At 62.1% G+C, this 16616-nt stretch carries 14 protein-coding genes, 1 tRNA gene and 2 pseudogenes; 9 read left to right on the forward strand and 8 right to left on the reverse strand.

The genetic code is table 11. The annotated features are described in order from the left end of the window. Positions 1–87: 87 nt before the first annotated feature. The 3 genes from LCF59_RS11340 (at position 88) to LCF59_RS11350 (ending at position 2210) form a co-directional block, all read left to right on the forward strand. Entirely contained in the window at positions 88–543 is a 456-nt protein-coding gene (locus tag LCF59_RS11340) for an Lrp/AsnC family transcriptional regulator (RefSeq protein WP_292287584.1), read from the forward strand. Then, positions 540–998, forward strand: coding sequence for an Lrp/AsnC family transcriptional regulator (locus LCF59_RS11345; RefSeq protein ID WP_292287585.1), 459 nt, complete (start codon positions 540–542; stop codon positions 996–998). Before LCF59_RS11340 ends, LCF59_RS11345 begins: the two co-directional genes overlap by 4 nt. Before the next feature lie 87 nt (positions 999–1085). Beyond that, positions 1086–2210 (forward strand): aminotransferase class V-fold PLP-dependent enzyme, encoded by a 1125-nt coding sequence (locus LCF59_RS11350; protein ID WP_292287586.1) that lies wholly within the window; start codon positions 1086–1088, stop codon positions 2208–2210. 95 nt (positions 2211–2305) lie between these two features. Here LCF59_RS11350 and LCF59_RS11355 read toward each other — a convergent pair whose 3' ends face one another. Then, complete coding sequence (locus LCF59_RS11355) at positions 2306–2938, reverse strand: J domain-containing protein (RefSeq protein ID WP_292287587.1); 633 nt, start codon at positions 2936–2938, stop codon at positions 2306–2308. A gap of 74 nt (positions 2939–3012) precedes the next feature. On the opposite strand from LCF59_RS11355, the gene LCF59_RS11360 reads away from it, so the two are divergent. After that, positions 3013–3270 (forward strand): BolA family transcriptional regulator, encoded by a 258-nt coding sequence (locus LCF59_RS11360; protein WP_292287588.1) that lies wholly within the window; start codon positions 3013–3015, stop codon positions 3268–3270. Positions 3271–3295: 25 nt separating this feature from the next. Here the strand turns inward: LCF59_RS11360 and LCF59_RS11365 are convergent, their stop codons facing one another. The 3 genes from LCF59_RS11365 to LCF59_RS11375 all read right to left on the reverse strand — a co-directional run bounded on the left by LCF59_RS11365 (position 3296) and on the right by LCF59_RS11375 (position 6893). Continuing rightward, positions 3296–3802 carry a DUF4177 domain-containing protein gene (locus LCF59_RS11365; protein WP_292287589.1) on the reverse strand — a complete coding sequence of 169 codons (507 nt, stop codon included), beginning with the start codon at positions 3800–3802 and terminating at the stop codon, positions 3296–3298. A 290-nt stretch (positions 3803–4092) separates the two neighbouring features. After that, complete coding sequence (gene gatB, locus LCF59_RS11370) at positions 4093–5607, reverse strand: Asp-tRNA(Asn)/Glu-tRNA(Gln) amidotransferase subunit GatB (protein ID WP_292287590.1); 1515 nt, start codon at positions 5605–5607, stop codon at positions 4093–4095. 83 nt (positions 5608–5690) lie between these two features. After that, positions 5691–6893: a hypothetical protein gene (locus LCF59_RS11375; protein WP_292287591.1), complete on the reverse strand. Its 1203-nt coding sequence runs from the start codon at positions 6891–6893 to the stop codon at positions 5691–5693. A 503-nt stretch (positions 6894–7396) separates the two neighbouring features. On the opposite strand from LCF59_RS11375, the pseudogene LCF59_RS11380 reads away from it, so the two are divergent. After that, positions 7397–7654 (forward strand): annotated as a pseudogene (locus tag LCF59_RS11380) (transglycosylase SLT domain-containing protein); the annotation flags it as partial. Positions 7655–7863: 209 nt separating this feature from the next. Here LCF59_RS11380 and LCF59_RS11385 read toward each other — a convergent pair. The 3 genes from LCF59_RS11385 to pepN form a co-directional block, all read right to left on the reverse strand. Continuing rightward, the gene (locus LCF59_RS11385; protein ID WP_292287593.1) at positions 7864–8724 is read right to left on the reverse strand and encodes a lysophospholipid acyltransferase family protein; all 861 of its coding nucleotides are present in this window, start codon (positions 8722–8724) and stop codon (positions 7864–7866) included. A 153-nt stretch (positions 8725–8877) separates the two neighbouring features. Then, positions 8878–9333 carry a hypothetical protein gene (locus tag LCF59_RS11390; protein WP_292287595.1) on the reverse strand — a complete coding sequence of 152 codons (456 nt, stop codon included), beginning with the start codon at positions 9331–9333 and terminating at the stop codon, positions 8878–8880. Further along, positions 9326–11875, reverse strand: a complete 2550-nt coding sequence (pepN, locus tag LCF59_RS11395) for an aminopeptidase N (RefSeq protein WP_292287597.1) — start codon at positions 11873–11875, stop codon at positions 9326–9328. The genes LCF59_RS11390 and pepN overlap by 8 nt, the downstream gene beginning before the upstream one ends. Positions 11876–11946: 71 nt before the next feature. Here pepN and LCF59_RS11400 point away from each other — a divergent pair, with 71 nt between their 5' ends. From LCF59_RS11400 to LCF59_RS11415, 4 genes are all read left to right on the forward strand, one after another. Beyond that, positions 11947–13509 (forward strand): FAD-binding domain-containing protein, encoded by a 1563-nt coding sequence (locus LCF59_RS11400; protein WP_367273389.1) that lies wholly within the window; start codon positions 11947–11949, stop codon positions 13507–13509. Next, positions 13509–13658, forward strand: coding sequence for a DUF2256 domain-containing protein (locus LCF59_RS11405; protein WP_292287599.1), 150 nt, complete (start codon positions 13509–13511; stop codon positions 13656–13658). Before LCF59_RS11400 ends, LCF59_RS11405 begins: the two co-directional genes overlap by 1 nt. A gap of 155 nt (positions 13659–13813) precedes the next feature. Further along, positions 13814–15964 carry a malate synthase G gene (locus tag LCF59_RS11410; protein ID WP_292287600.1) on the forward strand — a complete coding sequence of 717 codons (2151 nt, stop codon included), beginning with the start codon at positions 13814–13816 and terminating at the stop codon, positions 15962–15964. A 124-nt stretch (positions 15965–16088) separates the two neighbouring features. Beyond that, positions 16089–16165, forward strand: a tRNA-Arg gene (locus LCF59_RS11415). A gap of 90 nt (positions 16166–16255) precedes the next feature. Here LCF59_RS11415 and LCF59_RS11420 read toward each other — a convergent pair. Then, positions 16256–16616 (reverse strand): annotated as a pseudogene (locus LCF59_RS11420) (peptidase C14, caspase catalytic subunit p20); the annotation flags it as partial.

The raw sequence follows: 16616 nt of genomic DNA on the forward strand, positions 1-16616 counted from the left end.
GTCTTGCTGAAGTTAGCAGCGTAATACGCGCATCTTGTAGGAATTGCGGGGATTTCATTCACTGTTTACGCATGATATGAAAAATTCATGCTTGACGCCACCGACCTGCGAATCCTGCGGCAGTTTCAGGCCGCCCCCGATCTGCCCGCCGCCGACCTTGCCGACAGGGCCGGGGTCACACCAACCACGCTTGCGCGCCGCATCGACAGGATGCGCGCGGCCGGGGTGATCCGCGCCGTGCGCGCCGTCATCGACTGGTCCGCCCTGGGCTATAGCGTCGAGGTTTCGCTTCGCGTTCAGCTCGACAAGACGCAGCCGCGCGCGTTCGACGATTTCCTTGCGGCCGCGCGGCACGTCCCGGAGGTTATCGAGGTGCAGACCTTCCTCGGCCAGGTCGACGCCCGCCTGTCCGTCATCGCCCGCGACATGCCGCATTACCAGAAGGTCTACCGCGACAAGCTTCTTGTCCTGCCCCATATCGCCGATATCGAGGCGCTTATGCATGTCGCGCGCGTGAAATTCGACGAAACGCTGCCGCTGTGATCGATCTCGACGACACTGACCGCGCCATTCTGCGCGCCGTGGCGCAGGACGCGCTGATCAGCGCGGGGGCCCTGGGGCGGCAGCTTGGCCTCAGCCAGCCTGCCGCGTGGCGCCGCCTGAAACGTCTGCGCGAGACCGGCATTTTTCGGGGCCACCGGCTCGATCTCGACGCGCAGGCGCTGGGCTTTGGCGTGACTGTCTTCCTGGGTGTCAAGCTCGCCACCAAGGGCCGTGTCAGCCTTGAGGATTTCGAACGCGTCGTGAGCGCCATTCCCGAAGTGCAGACCGTCGAACACGTGCTGGGTGCCTATGATTACCGCCTGCGCGTCGTCGCGCGGGACATCACCGATTTCGAACGTGTCCTGCGTCGCCGCATCATGATGCTGCCCGGGGTGGGCAATATCGACGCCAACGTGCTTCTGTCCGAAGAACGCCTGCCGGGACCCATCGGCTGAACGCACAAAACGTCCATCTGTCCATCACGACAATTGCGCGCTTCAGTGGTTTTGGTATAGCAAGTCCACAACTATAGGAGATACATCATGGCATTGCTCGACACTGTCGATCCGACCGGACTTGAAGAATTTTCAGTCGTCTTCACGGACCGCTCGCTCAACCACATGTCACATGCGTTCCGCACCGTGATGACCGACATCTCCACGATGCTGAAAACCGTCTACAATGCCGACGCGGCGGTGATTGTCCCGGGCGGCGGCAGCTACGGCATGGAGGCGGTTGCCCGTCAGTTCGGCCAGGGCGCGCACAGTCTCATCATCCGCAACGGCTGGTTTTCCTATCGCTGGACCCAGATTTTCGAGGCGGGTGGCTTTGGCGGTGACACCACGGTGATGAAGGCGCGCCAGACCGGAAACGGCGTTTTCGCGCCATTCGCCCCGGCCCCGATCAATGAAGTGACGGCCCGCATCCGCGAAGAAAAACCCGATATCGTCTTCGCGCCGCATGTGGAAACCAGCGCGGGCATCATCCTGCCGGACGATTACATCACCGCGCTGGCGGCCGCCGCGCATGAGGTTGGCGCGATCATGGTGCTCGACTGTATCGCCTCTGGCTGTGCCTGGGTCGACATGAAGGCCACCGGCGTCGATGTCCTGATTTCCGCGCCCCAAAAGGGCTGGTCGGCGACGCCATGCGCCGGGCTGGTGATGCTGTCGGACCGCGCGATCGCACGGATGGAGCAAACCACCTCCAACAGCTTCGCCACGGACCTCAAGAAATGGCACCAGATCATGCAGGCCTATGAAAGCGGCGGCCATGCCTATCACGCGACCATGCCCACCGACGGGCTGCGCGCGTTCCGCGACACGATGCTGGAAACCCGCGACTACGGTTTCGAAAAACTGAAAGAGGCACAATGGGAGCTCGGCACCCGCGTGCGCGCCCATCTCGCTGAAAAAGATGTCCACTCTGTGGCCGCCGAAGGCTACGGTGCCCCGGGGGTTGTTGTCAGCTACACCAATGACCCCGAGATCCAGTCGGGCCGCGCCTTTGCCGCCCGTGGCATGCAGATCGCCGCAGGTGTGCCGCTGCAATGCGACGAGCCACCGGAATTCAGCACCTTCCGCCTCGGGCTCTTTGGCCTCGACAAGCTCTATGACGTCGATGGCACGATGCGCCGTCTTGGCACGGTGCTGGACGACGTCCTTTAAGCAACACCGCCACACAGGATGAGCCGGGGCCCGGATGGGCGGATCACACCGCCCACGCCGATCCTGCCGGGACGGTCACCCGGCCCGGCGGCGCATCATTTGAAGTTCCGGCTGTCCTTGATCTGATCCCAGGCCCAGACCACCAGTTGCAATTGCTCTTCCTGGCTCCGGTCGCCCCCGTTCATATCCGGGTGGAGCACCTTGATAAGCGCCTTGTAGGTCTTGCGGACCTCGGCCTTGGACCATGTGTCCCTGGCCTCCAGGATCTCGATCGCGCGCCGTTCGGTCGGGGGAAGACGCTTGGTATGGCCCCCGGACGATCCGCCTTTGCCGGGGTTGCGCGTTGCGTTCTCGCCCAGCACTTGATGAGGATCCTCGATCCCCAACCGCGCCCAGGCCTTGGCCTCGGGATCGCGCCAGTCCTTGGTGCGCCGCTCCCAGACCTTGTCGGAACTGCTCTGTGCATTCAGCTCGGCCTCGGTCTTGCCGTCGAAGAAATTCCACTTGTTGTTGTACTCGCGCACATGCTCTTGGCAGAACCAGTAAAAGTCATCCAGAACGTCGGGGGCCTTGGGCGCACGGAATTTGCCCGCGTCCTCGCAGCCTTCATGGTCGCAAACACGGGTCGATGTCTCGGACGCGCCGGACATGCCGCGCCGTCCGCGCGGATTTTTCTTCTTGGCCGACTTGATCGACATATCGAACCCGAATGGATCTGATTTGTTCATAACCTGCCCTTTTCGACTCGGAGGCAACACTCTAGACCAAAAGACGCCAGAGGTAAGTAGCAGGACACGAAAAAATGACCCGAACCGAACAGATCGAGGCGCGACTGCGCGACGCACTCGCGCCACGCGAACTCACGGTGCGCGATGACAGCGAAGCCCATCGCGGCCATGCGGGATTTCAGGAAGGTGGCGAAAGCCACTTCCACGTGATCATCCGCTCTGACGCCTTCGCGGGCGAATCCCGTATCGCGCGGCACCGTATGGTGCACAAGGCGCTTGGTCCCGAACTGGTTGCCAAGATTCACGCTCTGTCGATGAAACTTTCGGAGTAGCGCAGACATCCACCCGGCTGCGCCATCACGCAGGCCGGGTCTCTTCGCTGCCTTCTTCGAACTCTATCTCGCGCGCCGTGGTGTCGGCTTCGGCAGCGGGGGTATCCGCCGTGCCTCCGATGTCCGCAGTATCGCCATGGGCGGGCTCGGGACCCGGGGCCTCGGGCGCGCGGGACACGACCACCGGCGCCACAGGGGGCACGGCCGGCGGCTTCGGGGCAGGCGGTGATGCCATCACCGGTGGTATCGGGCCGGTCAGCACCTGTGACACATCGTCCTGGGTGTCATCGGCAATGGCCCGGCGGAACACCAGGAGGGTCCGCCAATGCGTCACCGAGCCGGTCAAGCCCTGGCGCTCTTGCGAGGGCAACACATCCGAGCGCAGGTATTCCCAACCGTCGGCCGCCAGCCTGTTGATCGCCTTTTCAACCCCGAGGGCAAACCGGGCCTCCGGGGCCTTGACGCCCTTGGCCTTGACCCCTTTTTCCGGGGCGGGAATGACTTTGTACTCAAACACTTTGGATCTCCGCATTGATCCGGTCCTCATACCCAAGCGCACGCCCCGAGACCAGCCCCATGGGCCGCTTGGCCTCAGGCTCCTGGGTGGAAACGGCCCCTGTCAGGTCAGGGGTCCACGACGCCCCGGACCCGTACGCTTCGCCCTTGGCCGCCGTACGGGTCCGGCATGCAGACCGCCGCAAATGTACAAAACGGGGCCATGAGCCCCGTTTTATCCCCGATCTGCCCCTTTGAAGCGGACGCGCCGTACGCTTCAACCGTACAAGAGCGGTCCGACAGGCCGAAAATCCGCCGCAGGCCCGATCACAGCCCCAGCTTTGCCGTCACGATCTGGTTGACTGCCGCCGGGTTGGCCTTGCCGCCTGTGGCCTTCATCACCTGGCCCACGAACCAACCCGCAAGCTTCGGGTTTTGCTGGGCTTTTTCCACCTGCGCCGGGTTCGCGGCCATGATCTCGTCGACCGCTTTCTCGATCGCGCCGGTATCGGTGACCTGCTTCATCCCGCGATCCTCGACAATCTGCGCCGGATCGCCGCCTTCGGTGTAGACGATCTCGAACAGGTCCTTGGCGATCTTGCCCGAGATCTCGCCCTTCTTGATAAGTTGAATGATTCCAGCCAATTGTGTCGGATTGACCGGGCTGTCAGCGATCTCGTGATCCTCTTTCTTGAGCCGCCCGAACAGTTCGTTGATCACCCAGTTCGCCGCCAGCTTGCCATCGCCGCAACCCGCGACGACCTCTTCGAAGTAGCCCGCATTCGCGGTATCTGCGGTCAGAACGTCTGCATCGTATTCCGACAGGCCGAACGCCTTGACAAAGCGCGCTTTTTTCTCGTCCGGCAGCTCGGGCAACGCGGCCGCGATCCCGTCGACCCAGGCCTGTTCGATCTCCAGTGGCAGCAGGTCGGGGCAGGGGAAGTAGCGATAATCATGCGCCTCTTCCTTGGACCGCATCGACCGGGTTTCATTTTTGTCGGGATCGTAAAGCCTTGTTTCCTGGTCAATTTTTCCGCCCGCTTCCAGAATGCCGATCTGCCGGCGGGCCTCGTGATCGATGGCCATCTGGATGAACCGCATGGAGTTCATGTTCTTGATCTCGCAGCGTGTGCCGAGATGGGAAAAATCCTGCGTTTCCTGATACTTCTCGTATTGACCGGGGCGGCAGACCGACACGTTCACATCCGCGCGCAGGTTGCCGTTTTGCATGTTGCCATCGCAGGTGCCGAGATATCGCAGGATCTGGCGCAGCTTGACCACATAGGCCGCCGCTTCCTCGGGTCCGCGAATGTCGGGACGGCTGACGATCTCCATCAGCGCGACGCCCGTGCGGTTCAGATCGACAAAGGACATGGTGGGGTCCATGTCGTGGATAGATTTGCCGGCGTCCTGTTCGATGTGGATGCGCTCGATCCGCACGCGGCGTGCGATGCCGGGTTCCATGTCGACGATCACCTCGCCTTCGCCCACGATCGGATGATAGAGTTGGCTGATCTGGTAACCCTGCGGCAAGTCTGGGTAAAAATAGTTCTTGCGGTCAAACGCCGATTTCAGGTTGATCCGGGCTTTGAGGCCAAGCCCGGTGCGCACCGCCTGCTCGACGCAAAATTCATTGATGACCGGCAACATTCCCGGCATCGCCGCATCGACGAAGGATACGTTGGAATTCGGCTCGGCCCCGAATTGGGTCGACGCGCCGGAAAAGAGCTTGGCCCTGGAAGCGATCTGGGCGTGAACTTCCATCCCGATGACCAACTCCCAATCGTGTTTTGCGCCGGCAATCACCTTGGGTTTCGGAGCTTCGAACGACAGGTCCAACATGGCAGATCCTCTTGGCATGAACGCGATGTGGCATACGCCAGAGGGGGGCAGGGGGCAAGAGGCGCGGGCGTGGTTTCCGCGGCTCAGGTGTCGGGCAGGTCGGGCCGCGTTTTGGGGGGCAATCCGCGGGCATGCCGATCCAGCGCCGCGGCTGCGCGCTGGCGGCCTTTTGCCAGCTTGTCGTGGTCCTCAAGCTGCGTTGCCCAGACGCCTTTGGCCGCATACCAGACGCGCGGATGTATCTCGCGCAGATGCTCTGCCACGATCCAGTCGAAACTCTCGGAAATCCGGGCCCGCGCCACCGTGTTCACGCCCTCCGGATCAAGCGTGGTGCCTGTGTAGGCTGCCAGGACATTTGCCGTGTGCTGATCGGTCTGCCGGTCCAGAATATCGCGCAGGCCATTGCAGAAAAGGTCCGGGTCGAGCAGGGCAAAGCTCTCTGGGTCGACATGCAGCGCATCGAGATATGTCCAGGTATAGCCGCCATACCCCCAGATGTCCGAGGTTCGGTCCATCGTGCGCCGGGCCTCGTAATCCAGTCGGGGATAGCTTCCGAACCAGCGCGGCAGCATGTGATTGCCCAATGCGCGCAGGTATTTCGCTATGCCCGGCGCCAGGTCGATCAGATCCTCGTAATCGTCACTGGCGCGGCTTTTGGGGCGCGTTTCGGCAGTAAGCAGCGCGCAACGAGCGGCAGCGAGCATCGGGGAATCCAGCTCAAAGGGATCATAGCTGTCGATCAGCGTGGCGGCCTGCTTGAAATGCCGGAAGAACGCGGCCCGGTGGGAGGCGGAAATATCCTGTTGCCAGCCCTCTCCGCGCCAACCCCAGCCAATGTCGATATGGGCCATCGCCACCACATAGGCCACGCCGTAGTCGTTTTCGGTCTCGTCCAGCACCAGTGTCATGTCGTTCATGATCGACGCTGCTGCGAGTTCATCGCCCAGCGTGACGGCGCGGGTTGCCGCTGTCACCGCATCCGCGCGCGCGCCTTCGGCGAGGATCTCGGCTTCGGGGACACCGCTGGGTGTGGTGGCGCGTTCGGAATCCGCAGCGCGGATGCGGTCGGCCAGGGTGCCCCAGGCATCCTGCCGTGCAAGGTAGAGTCCTGTTTCAAACAGCGCATGCTGCAACTGTTCTTCCGCGCTCGTGTCCGTGAATGGCAGGTATAGCTTTGGTTGCGATTGCATGGCGTCGATATTCAGAACCGCGACGGCCTTGATCGGGGCCTCGGCCGTCCTGCGGGATTTGCGTATCAAGGAGGAAAGACTGTCCAGAACGGGCATTGGTTCGCCTTTGGGGTTGAACTGTTTCGGGACTGCGAGAAATCGATAAGCCCGTCTTTTATTCCCCAAGAACGTGACGCAATTCGGGCGGCAAGACGATTTCGTCACGGTAATCCGCGGGCATCGGCAACCGCCCGGATTCACCTGCTGTCGCCATCGCCGGGGCGGGCGGGAAATCGCGCGTGGGTCGACCCGAATGGCACTTTGTCTTGATCCTTATCGAAAAATCGGGGACATCCATGCGAATGTTTCGCCTTGCGATCATAAGCGCGGTCGCCTGTGTTCTGGGCTTGTCAGAACCGGTGCGCGCCGACTCTGCCACAATCGTTGACGGGCAATTAACCGGCGCGGTCTCGGTGTCATTGCGGCCCGTCGCACGCACGTTCACCGTGAAACCTCTGCCCGACATGCGCTGGAGCCATCGGCGAGAGGCCGATCGCTGGTCACGCGCGGCACGTGCGGCGTTGCGCAGCCATGCAAACGCGCTGCCCCGGATCGTGCCCATGGATATAGATGATTGGTGCCCGGCCTACACCACCAACGACGCAAGCGGCCGCGAGGCGTTCTGGATCGGGTTGCTGTCGGCGCTGGCCAAGCATGAAAGCACCTTTCGTCCCACAGCCGTCGGCGGAGGCGGCAAGTGGTACGGCTTGATGCAAATCCTGCCGGCCACGGCGCGCGCGTATGGCTGTCGGGCCACGTCGCGCAGCGCGCTGAAAAGCGGGTCGGCAAACCTGCAATGCGCCTTGCGCATCATGGCGATGACGGTGTCGCGTGACAGTGTCGTGTCTCACGGCATGCGCGGGGTGGCCGCGGATTGGGGGCCGTTTCACAGCAGTGCAAAGCGCAACGACATGATGGCCTGGACCCGCGAACAGCCCTATTGCGCAGGGCTTTCGCGTTCCCTGCGTCCCGTGGCTCGCCCCATTCGGTCGGTTCGGGATGGCGTGGTCTCGTCGCGCAGCGACAGTCAGGCACGGCCCACGGGTGAGCGCGACGCATCCAGAAGCGACACGCCTCGATCGGAAAATTCGCCCAGGGCAAGGGTGGCTCGGCGCAACAGTTCGATCCCCTCCTCTGAATTCTCGGGCAGCGCCTTTGGGGAAATCCGTTCCCCGATGCGAATGCCGTAGGGCTGGCGATACTTGTTCAGCGTTTCGTGGAACAAGGTGATGTCCCGCAACGTCGGGTGGATCGCATCAAAGATGTAAAACAGCGCCGAGTTGCGCGCCTGCAGGTGGATCGGGATCACCGGCAGGTCAAACTTGCGGGCCAGCATCGCCGCAGACGCCATCCAGGGCCGTTCATGCAGCCGCGCCCCGCGCCGCTTGGCGAGACGCCCGGACGGAAAGATCACCCCGAGCCGCCCATCCTTGACCGCTTGGCGGGCAAAGACCATCGTGCCGCGCGTCTTCGCGTGGCTCCGCCGATCCTTGCGCCATTCGACAGGCGCGATCATGTCGGTCATCTGCGGCAGCACCTTCAGGATGTCGTGATTCGCGAAATAGTAGGTGTCGGCGCGGACCGTCCTCAGGATGGCGTGCAGGATGATGCCGTCGGCGATCCCGGTGGGATGATTGGCGACGACCAAAGCCGGGCCATGCCGTGGAATGTTGTCCAGACCGGAGGCCCCCACCTTGTGGGCCAGGCGGTCTGCCATGATATCCATGACTTCGCGCGAGGGCCGGTCTTGCACCGCTTCGGCCAAGGCCACGGTGCGATCGTAGCCCAACACCGTGTTCAAGGCAGGCCGCGCCAGCGAGGCCGAGAGGGTTGGACGAAACAACCAAGGCGCACGGTCCTCGATCAGCGGGTCAATCCGGTCTTTCATGGGCTGTCTCCTGACAGAGGCGCGTGACAATGGCATGACAAGCGCAAATCATTCACTTTGGCGAAGCAAGTCGTTTTTCCAAGTCGTCACGATTTGCGCAAAGTCACGCCACTTGTCAAAACGCACTCGAAACGACGATTGTTCCGAAAAATCTCAGAAAAAACTGAAATGATGGCGTTCGTGGCGCATGGCGGCAGCGTCCAGGGCGGTCACAAGGTCGGGGTAGGGCGGCACGACCTCGATCGGCAGGCGCAGCACCGTTCCATCGACCAGGTGCAGTTTCGTGGACACGGCAAAATCCAGACGCGTGTTGAAATGGACGTGGTCAACATCGGCAACGGCGACCGTGCCGGACTGGCGGGCGCTCGACCAGGACAGTGTCTGCCCGGTCAAGACGAGGCCCGAGGTGTCGTTGCGCCATGCTTCGATCACGGCCGGGACGGTCAGGCCGACCATCAGCGCAGGTAGCCACCAGACGGCGTCCAGGCGGAGCCAAAGCACCAAAGCAAAGACCCAGACCAGCGCCACGATGGCACATGCGCGCGGCCGCCGCGCACTGACCCGGTGGTCGAGAATCGGCGGTCCGCCATCTGTCGCCGGGCTATCCAAGGATGCGCGTGATCATTTCATCAGTGTCGCGGCTGAGACCGGGTTTCGCCTTGATCCGTTCCAACTGCTCCTTGATGAGCGCCTGCCGCGGCGCATCATATCGCTTCCACGTCTGAAAGACCGAACACATCCGCGCGGTCGTTTGCGGGTTCATGTCGTCCAGCTTGATCAGCCAGTCGCACAGGAAGGCATAGCCCGCGCCGTCTTTTCGGTGAAACCCGGCATGGTTCATCGCGATACCGCCCATCACCGCGCGGAAGCGGTTGGGGTTGCTCATGTCGAACGCCGGATGGTCGACAAGTTTCCGGGCCACGTCCACCGCCACGTCCGGTTTCGCCGCGCCGACCTGCACGCCGAACCACTTGTCCATGACCAGGCGGTCGTGGTGCCATTGCTCCTGGAAGGCATCAATCGCGGCGTCGCCTTTTTCGGCGCGCAGCAATTGGGTGAGCGCGGTGAACTGCAAGGTCATGTTGTCGGCCGTGTCGAACTGCGCCTGCGCCGCCGCGCCGCCGTCCAGAACCGTCTGCAAGGACAGCAATGATGCGCCCAGATCGCGTTTGCCAGCTTGATCGGCGCTTGCGCGATAGGGCGTTGTGACCCCCATGGCGGTTCGCAAGTCTTCGATCCATCCTTGCCAGCGATGCGCCATATGTGACCGCAGGCTGTCCGTGGCGGTCCAGATCGCATCCGGGTCGGGTGTCGTGCCCCGTTCGAACAACACCTGCGCGAGTTCCGATTGCGTCGGTCCAGAGAGCATCAGCGCGCGAAACGCCGGGTCCAGTGTTTCATCCCGCACCAGCTTTTCCAGCGCATCGAGCCAAGCATCGTCATGCCCCGTTCCATCGCGGATCGTTGACACGAGGCTTTCGCGGCAAAGAGTGCGCCCGGCCTCCCAACGGTTGAAGGCATCGGTGTCATGCGCCAGCAGAAACAGGCGTTCTTCGCGGCTGACAGCGCGGTCAAGCACCACCGGCGCTGAAAATCCGCGCAGGATCGAGGGGACGGGTTTGCTGGCCAGCCCTTCGAAACGGAAACTCTGTTCGGCTTGGGTCATTTCCAGAACCCGGGTCTGCACGACCTCGTCTCCGTTGGGATTCAAAAGGCCGACCGCGATCGGAATGACCTTGGGGTCTTTCACATCCTGACCGGGTGTGGGCGGCGTGTTTTGCGCAAATGTCAGGGTATAGACCCCGTCCGCCCAATCCTCGGACACCGTGATGCGGGGGGTGCCGGACTGGGTATACCACAGCTTGAACTGCGACAGGTCGCGGTCCGTGGCCTCCTCGAACACGGCAAGCCAGTCCTCGATCGTGCAGGCCTGACCGTCATGGCGGTCGAAATACAGATCAAGAGCACGAAAATAGGCATCGTCACCCACCAGCGTTTTCAACATGCCGATCACCTCGGCGCCTTTCTCGTAGACCGTGGCGGTGTAGAAATTGTTAATTTCCTGAAAACTCTCCGGGCGCACCGGATGGCTCAACGGTCCCTGATCCTCTGGGAATTGGCGCGCGCGCAGATCGATCACGTCGCTGATGCGCTTGACCGGTTCGGACCGCATGTCGGCAGTGAACTGTGCATCGCGGAACACGGTCAGGCCTTCTTTCAGGCAGAGCTGAAACCAATCGCGGCAGGTGATCCGGTTGCCGGTCCAGTTGTGGAAATACTCATGCGCGATAATCGCTTCGATTCTTTCGAAATTGCTGTCGGTGCTGGTTTCCGGGCTGGCCAGGACACAGGACGAATTGAAGATATTGAGCCCCTTGTTTTCCATCGCGCCCATGTTGAAGTCGTCGACTGCAACGATGTTGAAGATGTCCAGATCGTACTCGCGCCCGTAGACCTCTTCGTCCCAAGTCATTGATTTCTTGAGCGCATCCATCCCGAAGGCGCATTTTGCCTCGTCGCCGGGGCGGACCCAGATGTTCAGCTCGACCGGCTTGCCGGACCGGGTGGTAAAACTGTCGGGATGGTTTGCCAGATCACCTGCCACCAGCGCGAAAAGATAGGCGGGTTTGGGCCAGGGATCGTGCCATTCGGCCCAGGTGTCGCCGCGCCCGGCCGGGTTGCCATTGGACAGCTTCACCTTTTCTTCACCTTCGATCCGTACGGTGAAGGTGCTCATCACGTCTGGACGGTCGGGATAATAGGTGATCTTGCGGAACCCTTCCGCCTCGCACTGCGTGCAATACATGCCGTTCGACATGTAAAGCCCTTCCAGCGCGGTGTTGGTCTGCGGGCTGATTTCGACCTCGGCCTCCCAAACGAACGGCTTGTCCGGCACGGCGCAGCGCAGGCCCGTTTCGGTCACCTCGGGCATGACGTTCTGTCCGTCGATCCTGGCCCATTTCAGGTCGAGGTCCTCGCCATGCAGGAAAAACGTCCTGTCCGTCGCGTCCGGGTTCGGGGCAAACGCGATCTTGCTGATCACCCGCGTTGCGATCGGGGCCAGCTTGAACGTCAGGTGCACGCTTTCAACGGCAAAGCCGAAGGACGTGTAATCCTCGAGGTGGATCGTCTTGGGCGCGGCGTCTTTCATTGGGGGCCTCCGAATGGGTGTCGTTGTGTTGAGGTAATACCTACGCGGGGATTTGAAAGAAGGGAAACGGGTTGCGCCCACTGGTCCCGGCGCTGGCTGCGCCTAGTTTGCCCGAGATGACATCGGTTCTCTGGTTCAAGCGCGATCTGCGCATTGCTGATCATCCGGCGCTGGCCCATGCGGCCGCGCTCGGAGATGTCGTGCCGCTGTATATCCTCGAGCCCGATTATTGGAGGCTCCCCGACACATCGGGCCGGCAGTTCGCTTTTTTGCAGGATTGCCTGGCAGATTTGCAAAGCCGACTGCGCGGTTTGGGCAGTGACCTGGTGATCCGGGTGGGCGATGCGGTGCAAGTGCTTCGGGATCTGCACCAATCAATGCCGTTCGGGACTTTGGTCAGCCACGAGGAAACCGGCAACGGCTGGACCTACGCACGCGACACGCGGGTCGCGGCCTGGGCGCGGGCGCAGGGCGTGCGGTGGACCGAACTCCCCCAATCCGGTGTGGTCCGTCGTCTGTCGGGCCGCGATGGATGGGCCAGGCAGCGCAACAGCTTTACCGCGCAGGCGCAAATCGAACCTCCGTCCCGGCTGTCACCGGTGACCCTGCCATCCGATCCGGTCCCGTCGTCGCTGCCGCCGGACCACTGCCCGCAGCGTCAAGACGGCGGGCGCGATGCTGCGCTGCCGCTTTTGGGGGGCTTTCTGACCGAGCGCGGGCAGACCTATCGCAAGGCGATGTCGTCGCCGCTGGACGGGGCCATCGCCTGTTCGCGCCTGTCGCCGCATCTGGCGCTGGGCACTCTTTCAGGTCGCGAGGTGGCGCAGGCAACTGCCACGCGTCAAAGAGAGATCAAGGGCGGGCCGCGTGATGGTTGGGCCGGCAGTCTCAAGTCGTTCCAATCCCGACTCGCATGGCGCGACCACTTCATGCAGAAGCTTGAGGATGAACCGGCGCTCGAACACCGCTGCCTGCATCGGGCCTACGAAGGGATGCGGCCGCTAGAGCCGGACCCCGGCCGCCTGCGCGCGTGGCGGAGCGGCGAGACCGGCGTGCCGTTTCTCGATGCCTGCATGCGGTCGCTGCGCGCAACGGGTTGGCTCAATTTCCGGATGCGCGCGATGGTGGTGAGCGTGGCGAGTTATCACCTCTGGCTCGATTGGCGCGCCACCGGGAACCATTTGGCACGGATGTTCACGGATTACGAACCGGGAATCCACTGGAGCCAGATGCAGATGCAATCGGGCACCACCGGCATCAACACGCCGCGGATCTACAACCCCGTCAAGCAAGGGACAGACCAGGACCCGACTGGCGCGTTCACCCGTCGCTGGGTGCCGGAACTGGCCGAGGTGCCGGACAGGTATCTTCAATCGCCATGGATGTGGGACGGGGCAGGGCGCCTCCTGGGCAAGGCTTATCCCGAGCCGATCGTGGACGTCGCCGACGCTGCCCGCGCGGCGCGGCAGACGATATTTTCCATGCGCGGCAATGTCGACAAGGGCGAAACGCGGCGCGTGATCGACAAACATGCCAGCCGCAAGGACAGCGCCGGGCAGTTCGTCAACGACCGGGCCCCGCGAAAGCAGCGGCGCAAGCCTGTCGATGACGCGCAATTGAAACTGGACCTCTGATGCCCAAGCAGCGCAGGAAATCCGATCTGCCGACCAAGACCTGCGCGACCTGCGGACTGCCGTTCACCTGGCGCAAGAAGTGGGAAAAGGTCTGGGACGAGGTGAAATATTGTTCGGATCGCTGCCGGCGCGCCAAGGCCAAGCCTTAGGCGTGCAGAGAACCTGACGCGATCTCGTGGCACTGCGCGTGCACTTTCAAATTTGCCGAAAAAGGCTTTTTGGTCAGCTAACCTGACCAAAGATGTTGCGGATCGGAAACATTCTTTCTAATTGAGAACCACGGTATACAGTGAGAGGGCCAGCCATGACCACGCGGATCGAACGCAACGGATTGCAGATAGACCACATGCTTTTCGACTTCATTGAAGGCCAGGCGCTGCCCGGCACCGGGGTCGAGGCTGACGCGTTCTGGAGCGCGCTGTCCACGCTGGCCCATGACTTCGGTCCGAAAAACGCCGAGCTTCTGAAAACCCGAGAGACGATCCAGCAAAAGATCGACGACTGGCACATCCGCCACCGCAACCAGCCGCATGACCACGAGGCCTACAAGGTGTTTTTGTCCGAGATCGGCTACCTGCTGGATGAGGGTGATGATTTCGAGATCGAAACCAAGAACACCGACCCTGAAATCGCAACCGTGCCGGGGCCGCAGCTTGTCGTGCCGATCACCAATGCGCGCTATGCGCTGAACGCCGCGAACGCCCGCTGGGGCAGTCTTTATGACGGGTTCTATGGCACCGACGCGATGGGCACACCGGCCCCAATGGGGGGGTATGACAAGGGGCGCGGTGCCCGTGTTGTGGCCCGCGCGCGGGTCTTCCTGGACGACGCTTTCCCGATTGACGGCGGAAGCCATGCTGACGCGCGGCGCTATCACGTGCAGGGCGGCGCGCTGCTGGTGGATGACATGCCATTGGCGCAACCGGAAAAGTTCATCGGTTACAAAGGTCATCCGAAAGCGCCCGACGCGGTGCTGTTGCGCAACAACGGCCTGCATGTCGAACTGGTTTTCGACCGGACGCATTTCATCGGCAGCCGCGATCAGGCCGGTTTGGCGGATGTCCGTCTTGAAAGCGCGGTGTCGGCGATCATGGATTGCGAAGACTCGGTCGCCTGCGTCGATGCCGAGGACAAGACACTGGCCTATGCCAACTGGCTGGGTCTGATGAAGGGCAATCTGACGGACAGCTTCGAGAAGGGCGGCAAGACGGTCAACCGCGCGCTCACCCCGGATCCGGTTTATACCGCGCCTGACGGGAAAGGTGATGTGACGATCAAGGGCCGCGCGTTGATGCTGGTGCGCAATGTCGGCCACCTGATGACAAACCCGGCGATCTTGCTGAAAGACGGGTCCGAGATCTTTGAGGGCCTGATGGATGCGATGATCACCGCGCTGATCGCCAAGCACGATCTGGACAAGACCGACGGCCTTCGCAATTCGCATCACGGGTCGGTTTACGTGGTCAAGCCCAAGATGCACGGGCCGGACGAGGTGGCGTTCGCCGACGAGACCTTCACCTTCGTCGAACAGGCACTGGGCTTGCCGCAATACACCGTCAAGCTGGGCATCATGGACGAGGAACGGCGCACCTCCGTCAATCTCAAGCAGTGCATCCGTGCCGCAAAGCATCGCGTGGCCTTCATCAACACCGGGTTTCTGGATCGCACCGGCGACGAGATTCACACCTCGATGGAAGCCGGGCCGTTCTCGCGCAAAGATTTCATCAAGCGCAAGGCATGGATCGGTGGATACGAAAACCGCAACGTGGATATCGGCCTCGAATGTGGCCTGTCCGGACGCGCCCAGATCGGCAAGGGCATGTGGGCCATGCCCGACCTGATGGCCGCGATGCTGGAGCAGAAGATCGAACACCCCAAGAGCGGGGCCAATTGCGCCTGGGTGCCGTCACCCACGGCGGCCACGCTGCACGCGCTGCATTATCACAAGGTCGATGTCTTTGCCGTGCACGACAAGCTGCGCCGCGGAGGACGCCGGGCGCATGTGGACATGATCCTCGATATCCCGCTGGCCAGCTATCGCAAATGGTCGAAAGAGCAGATCGCCAAAGAGGTCGAGAACAATGCGCAGGGTATCCTTGGCTACGTTGTGCGCTGGATCAATCAGGGGGTCGGTTGCTCCAAGGTGCCCGACATCAACGATGTCGGCTTGATGGAGGATCGCGCGACCTGCCGGATTTCGGCCCAGCATATCGCCAACTGGCTGCACCATGACATCGTGTCGACAGACGAGGTGATGGAGATCATGCAGCGCATGGCCCGGGTCGTGGACGGGCAGAATGCGGATGACCCCACATATACGCCGATGAGCCCGGGCTTTGACACGATTGCCTTCAAGGCCGCCTGCGATCTGGTCTTCGACGGGCGAAACCAGCCGTCGGGCTATACCGAACCGGTGCTCCACCAGCGCCGCCTGGAGTTGAAAGCGGCCCAGTGAACCGCAGGCGTTTCGGGCGACCGAAACGCATGACGCGTGACCGCATCCTGGCCCGGCGAAAACACACATGCCGGGCCACATTTGCATTTGCGCCCCAAATCCCTTCTGTGTAGAGAGACATCAGGCACCTGTAGCTCAGCTGGATAGAGCGCTGCCCTCCGAAGGCAGAGGCCAGAGGTTCGAATCCTCTCAGGTGCGCCACTTCGTTTACAGTTCACCAAGCCCTGCAAGGGTATATCATCGGTGATGTCTTTGCTGACAGGCCGGGCTTTAGGCGATGCCGGTCCGGTCTCATTGGCACCCGCTTGCCGCCCATTGTCTGAGGTTTCGCTTGAGAGCGCCGTTGAATGGATGCGGTTTCTCGAGCGACTTCTGGGCGCTCAGGTTGAGGTAGACATTCGACTGTTCGCAGAGCCGGTCCCGGGTCCATTCGTGACAATTGGCGCAGGTCACCTCTTTCCAGTATTCTTCCGGCAATCCGTCGACAGGGGGGAAGGCCGGGGAAAGCTGCGTCACTTCCGATAGGATGATACCGTCGATGACCGATCCCGGCGCGACAAGCGGGAGATCGAATTTCACCACGTTGGGCACGCTCGAGCGTTCCTGTTCCGTCGCCATCGCAAGCTCGGTCTCTTGTGGGGCCGGGTCGGGC

The organism is Marivita sp. (assembly GCF_020055675.1).
Taxonomy (GTDB): Bacteria; Pseudomonadota; Alphaproteobacteria; order Rhodobacterales; family Rhodobacteraceae; genus Marivita.

Bases quoted from the DNA above. Each gene is read 5' to 3' on its own strand.
- LCF59_RS11375 (WP_292287591.1), bottom strand. From the start codon at position 6,893: ATGCCCGTTCTGGACAGTCTTTCCTCCTTGATACGCAAATCCCGCAGG.
- LCF59_RS11355 (WP_292287587.1), bottom strand. From the start codon at position 2,938: ATGAACAAATCAGATCCATTCGGGTTCGATATGTCGATCAAGTCGGCC.
- LCF59_RS11340 (WP_292287584.1), top strand. From the start codon at position 88: ATGCTTGACGCCACCGACCTGCGAATCCTGCGGCAGTTTCAGGCCGCC.
- LCF59_RS11405 (WP_292287599.1), top strand. From the start codon at position 13,509: ATGCCCAAGCAGCGCAGGAAATCCGATCTGCCGACCAAGACCTGCGCG.
- LCF59_RS11360 (WP_292287588.1), top strand. From the start codon at position 3,013: ATGACCCGAACCGAACAGATCGAGGCGCGACTGCGCGACGCACTCGCG.
- LCF59_RS11410 (WP_292287600.1), top strand. From the start codon at position 13,814: ATGACCACGCGGATCGAACGCAACGGATTGCAGATAGACCACATGCTT.
- gatB (WP_292287590.1), bottom strand. From the start codon at position 5,607: ATGTTGGACCTGTCGTTCGAAGCTCCGAAACCCAAGGTGATTGCCGGC.
- LCF59_RS11385 (WP_292287593.1), bottom strand. From the start codon at position 8,724: ATGAAAGACCGGATTGACCCGCTGATCGAGGACCGTGCGCCTTGGTTG.
- LCF59_RS11350 (WP_292287586.1), top strand. From the start codon at position 1,086: ATGGCATTGCTCGACACTGTCGATCCGACCGGACTTGAAGAATTTTCA.
- pepN (WP_292287597.1), bottom strand. From the start codon at position 11,875: ATGAAAGACGCCGCGCCCAAGACGATCCACCTCGAGGATTACACGTCC.
- LCF59_RS11365 (WP_292287589.1), bottom strand. From the start codon at position 3,802: ATGCGGAGATCCAAAGTGTTTGAGTACAAAGTCATTCCCGCCCCGGAA.